Origin of the sequence: Pedobacter sp. UYP1 (genome assembly GCF_040547305.1) — a bacterium.
Lineage (GTDB): Bacteria > Bacteroidota > Bacteroidia > Sphingobacteriales > Sphingobacteriaceae > Pedobacter.
Window position 1 is genome coordinate 17,285 of record NZ_JBEPPL010000027.1, and the last position, 10,871, is coordinate 28,155.

The following is a 10,871-nucleotide window of genomic DNA, read 5'->3' on the forward strand; positions in this document are numbered from 1 at the left end:
AAAAAATATATCATTTCTGGTGATACATCAACTGTTTACAGAATAAGGGGCAAAGTTCTCAGTAATCAAAAACCAGTGGAATTTGCCAGATTTGCATTGAAAAAAACCGGTATGAATAAAATTATTTCCGGTGGGTTAACAGATACACTGGGGAATTACAAGCTTACAATAAAAGATAGTGGTAATTACTCTCTTACAGTTTATAATATTGGTACAGACAGTGTATCTGTACCGTTTTCTTTAGCTCTTTTAAAAGATATACAGTTGCCGGATATTATTCTGATTCAGAAAAGGAATGATCTAAGTGAGGTTGTTATAACCGGTAAAAAGGCATATATAGAACATAAGATAGATCGGACAACTATAAATGTCGGCGCTTCAATATCGAATGAAGGTGTAAATGCGCTAGAGGTTTTAAGAAAATCTCCGGGAGTAACTGTGGATGCTAACGGAGAAGTATCACTTAGAGGCAGGTCTGGAGTATTAGTTCTTATTGATGATAAACCAACTTATCTTTCCAGTGAAAATCTAGCGACCTACCTGAAGTCACTACCATCATCATTATTAGATAAAATTGAACTCATGACCAATCCACCGGCTAAATATGATGGACAGGGGGGAGCCGGAGTTATTAATATTAAAACCAAAAAAACAAAGGTCCAGGGGTTTAATGGCTCTGCCTCCTTGAGCTATGGTCAGGCTATTTATTCTCAAACTAATGCAAATGTAAATTTTAATTACAGAGTTAATAAAGTGAATTTGTTTGCGAATACAGGTTATAATAGTCAAAGATCTTACAGGCGTCTTGAATTACAGCGTACTTATCTTAATGAAAGCGGAGATATTATGTCTGTTTTTAACCAGACTTCTTATTTCAGACCATTAAACAGAAATCCTAACCTTAAGATGGGAATGGACTATTACTTATCTCCCAGAACCACCTTGGGAATCGTACTTGTTGGTTCAATTTCAAATTCTAATGACAGAAGTCCGGTCAATAGTGCTGTTTACAACAATAATAATGTACTGGATTCAACTATTAATTCTGATAACTCTACAAAGAGCAAATTCAATAACGGAGGAGTTAACTTAAATTTTAGTCACGAATTAGATACCCTTGGTAAAATTTTAACTTTTGATCTTGATTATGTTAAATACAATACAAATACTGATCAGAATTTTCTAAATAATATTTATCGTTCTGATTCGCAAGCTTCTGCTCAGATAACGAGCCATCTTCCCTCGAATATTAGCATCTATTCCGTAAAAAGTGATTATGTGCACCCTTTGAAAGGAAAAGCTAAACTGGAAGGAGGAATAAAATCCAGTTACGTAAATACAGATAACGAAGCAAATTATTTTAACGTTATTAATAATGTAAGTACAATTAATAATGATCTGACCAACAGGTTTCAATACAAGGAAAATATTAACGCTGCTTACCTGAATTTTAATAAGGAATTTAAGCGTTTTTCTGTGCAAACCGGAATTCGTTTAGAGAATACGAACATAAAAGGGCACCAGCTTGAGACTGAAGTAAGAAAAGATTCACTGTTTCGCCAGAACTACTTCAGCTTGTTTCCAACGGCATATTTTTCTTATAAATTAGATTCTGCAGGAAAAAATCAACTTAACTTTTCTTTTGGCAGGAGAATAGGAAGACCTAATTATCAGGAATTAAATCCATTTGTTAAAGTAATTGATAAGTATACCTATTTCTCAGGAAATCCATTTTTAAAACCTCAATACTCTTATAATTATGACTTGTCATATAACTATAAAGGCAAATTCAGTGTTTCACTGTATTATAATTATACAAAGGATATTCAAAAAGAGATTATTCAGCAAAACGATAATATTTTTATCAGTACAGTTGGGAATATTGGTGAAGAAAAATATTTTGGATTATATACCGATCTGACTCTCAACTCTGCTTCCTGGTGGGAAAGCAATATCCATGGTGAATTGATGAACATCGCATATAAAGGCCAGATAAATACCGTTTACGTGGATCAGAATAAGAATTATTTCAATATCAGGATTAATAATCAATTCAAATTATCTGATACCTGGAGTGCGGAATTAAGTGGGTCTTATATTTCAAGCATGTTAAGAGCGGGTCAGATCATAGCTAAACCGATATGGGATGTTAATGCCGGAGTTCAAAAGAAAGTAATGAAAAATAAAGGCGCCATCAGATTAAGTGCCAGGGATATATTTCATAGCTATCTTCAAGATGGAACTTTCATTAATATACCAAATGTATTATCGAATTATAAAAACTATATGGATACACAAGTCATCACAATTGGATTTAACTATAATTTTGGAATCATGAAAAGTAAAAGCAGGAGAAATACTGCTGGTGCAGAAAGTGAACAAAATAGGGTGAAAAATTAATAATTATGTTGCTTATTCCAATCTGCATATACGCAGATAAAATGTATGTTTCCTTTCCAATAATTAATACTCAAGTTAAGCTATTCTCTAATTAACCTATCAATGAAAAACACTGAAGTATACCTGAAGCCGAATTTAGTCATGGAACCATTAGTCGATAAATGGTATGCATGGAGCCATCTCATATCTCCTGCAACAGCCGCGATGAACATTGTTGGGCGACATATGACTATTATGGAATCCTATCTGATGGCACCGGAGCTTCATGCAGAAGCGGTACTGAATCCAAAGCTAAGGGGAGGTCCCTTTATGGATATACCCGTAGAGAGGGCCGATGAAGTCAAAGCTATTTATGAAGATACGCTGTTGAAGCAACAGCCCGTGTTGGAATTTTCAAAAGCAGTGAATAAATTAGATAAGCTGCTGAAAGCCGATGCGAAAGGTTTTGCGATGGAAGAAATGTACGCCCGCGTACCTGAAGAACTTAAAGGCTACGTAGAGCTCTACTATGACCGCAACAACAACGGAGGGTTCAGATTTTTTGAACCTCTTTTGTATGATAGTGCTTACTATAATAAAAATTCTCAAAGTTTGGCCTTATGGATTACTGACAATGACCACAGGCCATTTTGCCTGAGTACGCCGAAGCTGACTGATGAAAATACACTGCATTTAGAGATCCCTTTTGATCATGCCGGCATTGATGAACTGGCCAGAATGAAAAGAGTCCCGCAGACCCTTGATTATATCAAAGAAAAATTGGGGATTACCGACGACCAATCGGCACTTTTTGAAACGTTTTTTACGACTGATGTTCCTCCTGCTTATGAAAAGTACGCAGGTGATAAAATCCGCATGCGCTATTTCGGCCATGCCTGTATTTTAATTGAAACCAAAGACATCAGTATCCTGGTTGACCCACTGATCAGTTATTACGGCTATGCCTCAGAAGTAGATCATTTTTCGGATGTGGATCTTCCTGATACTATTGATTATGTTTTGATCACGCATAACCACCAGGATCATATTCTATTTGAGACCTTATTGCCCTTACGCCATAAAATCAAAAACATTATTGTGCCCAATACCTGCAGCGGTAAACTCCAGGATCCTGATTTAAAGCTCATGTTCAATCATATTGGTTTTAACAATGTGACCTCGATCAATGAAATGGAATCGGTAAAATTTGCAGATGCAATTATTACAGGAATACCCTTTACAGGAGAACATAGTGATCTGAATATCTTAACAAAATCGTGCTATTTTGTACAGATAGGAGATTTTAAACTGGCATTTTTTGCGGATTCAAGAATAATGGAACCAGAACTCTATGCACATATCCAGCGGAAAATAGGGAATGTGGATGTTGTTTTTCTGGGAATGGAGTGTGATGGAGCTCCTTTATCCTGGTTATATGGACAGTTATTGCCTCAAAAATTACCAAGAGATCAGGACAACAGCCGCAGGCTATCAGGATCTGACTGTAAAAAGGGAATGTCCTTAGTCGATATCTTCCATCCCAAAGAAGTTTACGTGTATGCCATGGGACAAGAGCCCTGGGTTGAATTTATCAGCAGTATTAAATATACCGATGAATCAAATCCTATAGTTCAATCCAACAGATTAATAGAAGAGTGCAGGGGAAAAGGAATTGCTGCTGAACGTCTATTTGGTGAAAGAGAAATACTATACAGCAAATAGGTTATTCCGGAGTCATCTTAAAAGCCTGGCAAGCTGGTAAATTATGCAAAGCTTATGAATTAATCCAGTTGGAATTCTTATAGCATCGGGTTCAAATAATATTCTATTTAAACCCGATGTCTTTTTACTCTAAAATATGTGCAGTACTTAAATAACTCCTTTCACCCCTTTTAATTTGCCCTGCGTTTCTCTTCCTCAGCGCCTCCTGTTTTTCTCCTGGAACCATTGCCCTGGCCACCAAATCTATAATTAAAGCTGATAGTGCCCACTCTTGAATCTCTTTTCTGGAAGAAATGTTCCCCATATCCTGTTAACTTTGTAATACCTTCTATTTTAGTTGTATAAAATATATCACTTACATTCAATTTTACAGAAGCCTTTTTATTCCATAACTGTCTTTGGGCACCAATGCCAGCAGACCAGAATTTTCCTACCTCCAGGAACCCATAAGTAGACTTAGACTGATAACTCCCAAGAACCTCCAAACTGGTATTGTTATCAATAATGATCGAATTACTGGAGTTAAAATTGAACGCAAGCCTGTTGGCGTCTAAGTTAGTATTCACCAGGTTTCCTTTGTATTTGCCATAATACATCAACGCCGTATTGCTGCTATTAAACCATTTGCCAATAGTGATTGGAAAACTAAAACTCAGGTTGTAATAATCAAATTTAGCCAGGTTCCTGAAGGTTTGAATTACAGTACCTGGTTCTACGTCCGGGGACAATACATTGAGAATATTATCTGTTGTTCTGCTATACCCCAATTTGGTTGTATATTTTTGAAGAAAGGTATAGGTCAACTCCATTGAAGTTGTGATTTCCGGGTTCAAAAATGGATTCCCGGCTGCATAAGTTAACGGATTCAGAAATATTCTGAAAGGATTTAATTGTCTGTAGGAAGGTCTGTCAATTCTTCTGCTCACAGAAATCCCAAGATCATTCTGCTTGTTGAATTTATATCCTAAATAGCCACTTGGGAATAACTGCGTATAATTTTTATCAAAATTATCATTATTGGTTACTTGGGTACCTTTCGCAATGGTGTTTTCTAATCTTAAACCCAGTTGAAGATGTAGTTTCGCCCATTTTTTTGATGCATTAATATAAGCTGCATTAATTTGCTCATCATAAAGGAATCGATTACTTTTTCCCAGATCCGGAATGTTCCCGCCATTGCTTCTGTCAAAAAATGCGACATCATTATCCGCTTCCACCCAGCTGGCCTTTATACCAGCTTCCAGATTAGCTCCGATACTTTTCACAGGATGTGTATAATCAACTTTAAAAGACTTAATATTTAATTTGCCTTTCAGATCACCAAAAAGTGTGTAAGGATCTTTATTCTGCAGACCATCTACACCAAAATACTGCGTATGATAATTTTGAATATCGTTGTTGATGTAACGTGCATAATCAAAATCTGCTGTCAGCTCTGTTCCCGCAGTATCCAAGACCTGCTTAAAGTTAAAATTGATACTTCCATTATTACGTATAGGATGCGTTTTACCATTTGTAGCGAAAGACCCGTTAAGCTCATGAGTTGCATTAAAATCATTGGTATTACTAGCCGACTGAACACTTCCACTAGTAAATATTCCATTTGCAGCAAAGCCAATAATCGTATTTTTCCCCAGATTATAATCGGCACCTATACGGGCATTATGACTATTGGATGTAAATTTAAAAAAGTTATCAAAGTCATTACCGCCTGTTACCTGGTCAGAAGCGTTATAGAAATTTCTGAAAATCTTAAGATTGGTCATGTCCTCGCGGAAAGAATAATTATAAGAAGCGAATATATTCAGGTTTTTAACTTTATGATTGATATTGATCGAGGGGTTTAGCTTCGGATAAATTCCCTGGCTATAGCTCATCGTAACATTACCATTCAGCCCATCATTTTTGCCTTTTTTCAATCTAATATCAATAATACCAGAATTACCGGAAGCATCGTACTTTGAAGAAGGATTAGTGATTAAATCTATTTTCTCTATTTGATTGGCTGACATACTTCTCAGCATATTTGCAAGGTCCTGTCCTGACATTGGAACGAGTTTTCCGTCAATCATAACCAGTACGCCTTGCCGTCCCCGCATCGCTATATTATCATTTTGATCAATAGTGATACCAGGAGCTTTCTCCAGCACCTCTAAAGCTGTACTTCCTACTGCTGCTATAGAACTTGATACATTGATTACCGTTTTATCATATTGCTGCTGGATAAATGGTTTAACTGCTGCAATAGAAACCTCTTTTAAATTATTACTTAGCGGACTGAGTGTGATGCTGCCCAAATCTGTATTATTATTGAGTTCAATTGAAGCCGACTCATATTTTATATAGGCCATACTCTGTGTCACGAGTATATAATTCCCTTTAGGGATCTTATCAAAGGTGAACTGTCCGGATTGGGTAACGTATTCTATTTTAACTAATTTTTTATCATTTGTATTCAACAGATGGAGCGTAACCTCATCAATTTTTTGATTTTGATCACTGATCAATTTTCCTTTTAATTCAAAAAAAACCGGCTTTTCCTGCGAAAATCCGTTATTAGCAGAGAGACTTAAATAAAATATCAGAACAAATAAGTAGCATAAGTTTTTTTTCATACAGATGATTATGTTTTATCCACTGAAAGTAGAGTTTTTTTTAATTGTTTGAATGCTTTTTAATATAAATATTCTAATTGTTTAATTATTTTGTAATAATATGTTACTATTAATAATATTTTAAATTTAAATATTACTGTATTTTTTATATTATAATTTTATTGGTTGCTAATTTGACAGCTGATTTTCAGATAAAAACATATATTAGCAATTTGTGAAATTAATATTGAAAAATGTGATAGGAAGGCTTGGTGTAAATGGGTGATCTTAATATAGTTACAGAGAATATTATTGCGCTTGCCAAAAATAGCAAAGATATTTATGGTGTTATTTCTTTTGGATCCTCAAATCGTAAGACAAAAGATAAGTACTCAGACCTTGATATATTTCTGTTTACGAGTAATCCTGAAAAATATTTAGCGGATGAAAATAATAAGCTGCTAAAGGGTTATTTAGGAGAGATTTTATCCAGGGTTATTGTAAAAGATTTTGTTGACCATGTAATGGTCATTAAGCTTATGCTGAAAGATGGGACTGGCCTGGATATTATTACTGTAAACATTAGTGAATTCTCGAAGACCAGACATTACCTCTTTCTAAAAAGACATAATTTATCCGGTTTACTGCCAAATAAGATAAAAAAGTACATTGACAACAATATCTATTCGTTTAATTATTTTCTGAAAAGAGGACATACCATATTGTATGACTCAATGAACCTTCAGCAAATAGTAGACACTATACTTGAGCTCTATAAACAAGATGTCAAGGATGAAGAACTGAATCTTTTAGATCATAAACGTTTCTTCAATAATTATCATCAATTCTGGCAGGGATGTTACCGGTTCCATTTAAAATTGGTTATAAATGATCCTCTTTATGCAAAGCTAATGCTTGACCATATGATTAAAGTCAACTTAATCCAAATGGTAAACTGGCATACCCTGTTATTTAAGGATGAGCAAAAAGATATATTTTATTACGGAGCCAAATTAAACGAATGGTGTGATGAAACTATCATTCAGCGCTTATATGATATATTTCCTCATCGAAATATACAGGAGATGAGGAAGTCAATCCTGAATACTATTCAGCTATATCAGCAATTGTCACATGAAATCTCGACAAAGAAAAACTATGAAATAATTAATACGCTTGAGCAGTTCGTTATTAAAAATATACAGTTGCCAATCAACGTGAATGAAACGGATTGTCAAATGGTTTGTTCTGATCAATTGACTGCAATAATTAATGACTATGAAGATGTGAAAATTGTTCTCAGCTATAACGCGAAAGGATCAAAGTATGTAATAAATGCTCTGGAAATCAATATGATATTTTATGTAGATCATATTGAAAAATACCTGAAGGAGGAAACATGGAAGAATATATTTGATGATATCTTGTCTATAGTTATCCGTAAAAGTTCCATTAGAAATGCAGTTGAAATTTTACTAAATAACGGACAGCTGATCCAGTTGAAATTGGAAAATGTGAAAGATTTATACCTGCTTAAAAGACATTTTTATTTAATGAAAGGTTTTCTTTGCTCCTTTATAAACCAGAGGCGTAAAAAATATGCCACTCAAAAAATTGATTTCCTTAAACAAGATCTTAAAAAAGGATACTCTGTTTTGAAAGACACTATTTCCGAAGCTGATTTTTTTGAGGCTATGCTATACAAAATAAACAGTTCTGAAAAAGGAAGGCTCACAGCCGCAATGTTTCATAAAAACTATCATTGTTTCTGGCAAAATTCCTATAAACTTATGGTAAAGCTGTATAGAAGAGATTTCTTTTATGCAATTGTGATTTTAGATCATGCAGTGAAGAAACACCTCCTGGAAATGGTTCAATGGTCACATCTGGATGAGAACCGGTTTACTGAACTGGTTGCTGATATTCGTTCTATAAAAGACTGGTGCGCTAATGAAATGCAAGATAAATTAATGCTTACACTTCCACACAGCAATATTGAAGAAATGAAAAGAGCCATCATGAATTCGATGGAACTTTATAAAGAAGTTTCAGGTCTGGTCTCTGAAACCTTCGGTATAGAATTAGATATTGCACTTCAAACGCAAGTCTATGAGCAGGCAAACAATGAGTTGCTAAAATCAAATTAATCATTCATTTATCGTAGCCAACTATGCTGATGGTTTGTATTGGTAATAGCTTGCCTTTTTTTTATTGTAAATGAACAGATAATGACGTCTTTAAAGACTTTATTTGATATGAGAGTTAATTTTTTTATTAATTTTTTTTTGTTGTGTGGTAATATCTCTATAAAAAATTATAGATTGCGAATCCAAAGAATAACAACCAAGAAATATTGAACGGCCTCGTCAGAGGTAATCCTGATGATTTATTTTTTGTAAAATCTTTTTAAAATTGATTCGCATTAATTATGAGGTTAAAAGATCTCGATAAAAAAATTACTGAGCAGTTTTGGGTGAAAAAGGTATCTGGTAAAAGAAAGATTTCTTTATCGGATGGGAAAGTGAAAGCATTACCTTTCATCACTATTGAACAACAAGATTTATCCTGGTTTTATAAAATAAGTAAAGGAAATGAGCTTGCACAGTTTACACTGCTGACTACTATTTACTCTGTTTTTTTAAAAAGATATTTTGAGGATTATGACGGCTGTATCACAGCTTATATAAATAATGATCAGGCAAGACCACTACTATTTGACCTGGACGTTTCTCTCCTGAACAGGAGCCTGAAAGATAAATTGCAAGAGCTGAAAACTGAAATTGCAGCAACCCTTTCATTTGCTGATTATGAACCTGAAAATATAGCCAGTAAAATTGATGGCAGGCTGGATCAGTATACACCCTACGGGATAAGCACAAAAAGCAGCGATTCTTCTGAATTATGTAAAGGATTGTTTATCGCAGTCAAAACAGAGGCAAATATGAGTTTGAGATTAACCATTTCTTATCTCGAAGGATTTGCTGATGAAAATTTACTCCTCCATTTTTTTAATAATTTTAAAACATTACTCTGCAGTCTGGAAGTATATCTAAACACCGGACTATTGGATTTTCCTTTACTGAATGAATTAGAAAAGCAGACGCTATTAGCCGGATTTAACGATACAAAGACAATTTATCCCAAAAATCATACAATCGTATCCTTATTTGAAGAACAGGTGAAGAAAACACCTGAAAATATTGCGGTAATTTATGCGGAAAGAAAACTCAATTATAAACAATTCAACGCAGGAATAAATCAACTCGCAAATTTTATTGCAGCGAATTATGCTATCAAAAAGGGGCAGGTAATTGGTGTGCTGATGCCAAAATCACTGGAATCTGTATGGTCACTTTTCGCGATTATGAAATTGGGCGCTGTCTATTTGCCAGTAGATCCCTCATATCCTGAAGACAGAATCAGGCAAATTTTTAAAGATAGTGAAGCAAAACTGGTTATCAGTATCAATGAGCCCTCAAAATCCTTAGTGTTAACCGCAGCTAACTTAAACCTTTCTGAAGTATCATTCAATGCTTATCCAGATGAAAATCTGAACAGGGAGATCTTAAGTACTGATCCTGCTTATCTGATCTATACTTCAGGATCAACCGGAAACCCAAAAGGGGTGCTGATCAGGCATGGAAGTAATATAAATATGTCTTTAGACCAGGTCAAGACATTTTCGATCACGGAAACCGATGGCATTTTATGGTTTGCTTCTGTTTCATTTGACGCTTCTATTTCTGAAATCATGATGGCAGCTTATTCAGGTGCAAAATTGATCATTCCAGAGGAAGATATTATCAAAGATGTAAAGCAGTTTACGCGGTTTATACAAACTTCAGAAACCACTGTTGTTACCTTTACGCCTGGATATTTGAAGCTGATTTCAGTAACACATTTGACTAATCTGAGGTGTATCATTACTGCCGGAGAAGTTATAAGCAGAGTTAAAGCTATGGAGATAGCTTTAACAGGAATAGCATGTTTTAATGCTTATGGACCAACCGAATACGCCGTGTGTGCAACCATTTACAAATTCGATTTGCTTCGGGAGAATCCGTTTGTTCCCATAGGGAAACCGATTGCTAATACAGCAGTTTATATACTGGACAATAATTTACAGCTATTACCATTAGGCGCAAGAGGGAAAATCTATCTTGCCGGCGATGGACT

General features: G+C 34.9%; 5 protein-coding genes. 4 read left to right on the forward strand and 1 reads right to left on the reverse strand.

The features are described from left to right. Window positions 1-111: 111 nt before the first annotated feature. Together ABIB30_RS26760 and ABIB30_RS26765 are read left to right on the forward strand one after the other, a co-directional pair. Window positions 112-2,400, forward strand: coding sequence for a TonB-dependent receptor domain-containing protein (locus tag ABIB30_RS26760; RefSeq protein WP_354306081.1), 2,289 nt, complete (start codon window positions 112-114; stop codon window positions 2,398-2,400). Between the two features lie 102 nt (window positions 2,401-2,502). After that, window positions 2,503-4,101: an MBL fold metallo-hydrolase gene (locus tag ABIB30_RS26765; protein WP_354306082.1), complete on the forward strand. Its 1,599-nt coding sequence runs from the start codon at window positions 2,503-2,505 to the stop codon at window positions 4,099-4,101. 170 nt (window positions 4,102-4,271) lie between these two features. On the opposite strand, the gene ABIB30_RS26770 is transcribed toward ABIB30_RS26765, so the two are convergent. Then, a complete protein-coding gene (locus ABIB30_RS26770; RefSeq protein ID WP_354306083.1) occupies window positions 4,272-6,716 on the reverse strand; it encodes a TonB-dependent receptor in 2,445 nt (814 codons plus the stop codon). Between the two features lie 257 nt (window positions 6,717-6,973). On the opposite strand from ABIB30_RS26770, the gene ABIB30_RS26775 reads away from it, so the two are divergent. Together ABIB30_RS26775 and ABIB30_RS26780 are read left to right on the forward strand one after the other, a co-directional pair. Then, window positions 6,974-8,842 (forward strand): aminoglycoside 6-adenylyltransferase, encoded by a 1,869-nt coding sequence (locus ABIB30_RS26775; protein WP_354306084.1) that lies wholly within the window; start codon window positions 6,974-6,976, stop codon window positions 8,840-8,842. A gap of 281 nt (window positions 8,843-9,123) precedes the next feature. Beyond that, a partial coding sequence (locus ABIB30_RS26780; protein ID WP_354306085.1) for an AMP-binding protein occupies window positions 9,124-10,871 on the forward strand: 1,748 nt, incomplete at its 3' end.

Excerpts from the sequence above, each read along its gene's own strand:
- ABIB30_RS26760 (WP_354306081.1), top strand. The coding sequence starts at position 112 with ATGAATAAAATTATTTCCGGTGGGTTAACAGATACACTGGGGAATTAC.
- ABIB30_RS26765 (WP_354306082.1), top strand. The coding sequence starts at position 2,503 with ATGAAAAACACTGAAGTATACCTGAAGCCGAATTTAGTCATGGAACCA.
- ABIB30_RS26770 (WP_354306083.1), bottom strand. The coding sequence starts at position 6,716 with ATGAAAAAAAACTTATGCTACTTATTTGTTCTGATATTTTATTTAAGT.
- ABIB30_RS26775 (WP_354306084.1), top strand. The coding sequence starts at position 6,974 with ATGGGTGATCTTAATATAGTTACAGAGAATATTATTGCGCTTGCCAAA.